Annotated in this window: 1 protein-coding gene; it reads left to right on the top strand. The window is 65.2% G+C overall.

Annotated features, from left to right (window positions below; all coding sequences use genetic code 11):
* Nucleotides 1-177: 177 nt before the first annotated feature.
* The coding region (argG, locus tag U858_RS0133240) for an argininosuccinate synthase (protein WP_025141371.1) at nt 178-1254 on the top strand (1077 nt) is incomplete at its 3' end.

Genomic DNA, 1254 nt, shown 5'->3' with positions numbered 1-1254 from the left:
CGCCAGACCCTGCGCGGCCCCACGCCCTGCCCCTGCCCGGCTCCCGCCCGGACGCCCCTGCCGCCCCCGCCGCCCGCCCGGATCAAAAGAGTTAAAATAGCGGTCTGATTTCTTGTTTGGCGGCCTGTTGCTGTCAAAGTCTGCTGTCAAAGCCCCGTTGGCGTCTTACCTCAAACAATGACCACTATCCTCCCGAACCTTCCCACCGGCCAGAAGGTCGGCATCGCCTTCTCCGGCGGCCTCGACACCAGCGCCGCGCTGCTCTGGATGCGCAACAACGGCGCCATCCCGTACGCCTACACCGCCAACCTCGGCCAGCCCGACGAAGCCGACTACGACGAGATCCCCCGCAAGGCCCTGGCCTACGGCGCCGAAAACGCCCGCCTGATCGACTGCCGCGCGCAGCTCGTGGCCGAAGGCATCGCCGCCCTGCAGGCCGGCGCCTTCCACATCTCCACCGCCGGCATCACCTACTTCAACACCACGCCCATCGGTCGCGCCGTCACCGGCACCATGCTCGTGGCCGCCATGAAGGAAGACAACGTCAACATCTGGGGCGACGGCAGCACCTTCAAGGGCAACGACATCGAGCGTTTCTACCGCTACGGCCTGCTCACCAACCCCGACCTCAAGATCTACAAGCCCTGGCTCGACCAGCGCTTCATCGACGAACTCGGCGGCCGTTCGGAAATGTCCGAATACATGCGCCAAGCCGGCTTCGACTACAAGATGTCGGCTGAAAAGGCCTACTCCACCGACTCGAACCTGCTGGGCGCCACCCACGAAGCCAAAGACCTCGAGCACCTGAACTCCGGCATCCGCATCGTCAAGCCCATCATGGGCGTCGCCTTCTGGCGCGACGACGTCGTCGTCAAGGCCGAAGAAGTCACCGTGCGCTTCGAAGAAGGCCAGCCCGTCGCCCTGAACGGCGTCGAATACAGCGACCCCGTCGAACTGCTGCTCGAAGCCAACCGCATCGGCGGCCGCCACGGCCTGGGCATGAGCGACCAGATCGAAAACCGCATCATCGAAGCCAAGAGCCGCGGCATCTACGAAGCCCCCGGCCTGGCCCTGCTGTTCATCGCCTACGAACGCCTGGTCACCGGCATCCACAACGAAGACACCATCGAGCAATACCGCGAAAGCGGCCGCAAGCTCGGCCGCCTGCTGTACCAAGGCCGCTGGTTCGACCCCCAAGCCATCATGCTGCGCGAAACCGCCCAACGCTGGGTCGCCCGCGCCATCACCGGCGAA

Source organism: Achromobacter sp. DH1f (assembly GCF_000633435.1).
Lineage (GTDB): Bacteria > Pseudomonadota > Gammaproteobacteria > Burkholderiales > Burkholderiaceae_B > Achromobacter > Achromobacter deleyi.
The sequence above is the reverse complement of the archived record's forward strand: the minus strand, read 5'-3'. Positions and strand labels throughout refer to the sequence as shown.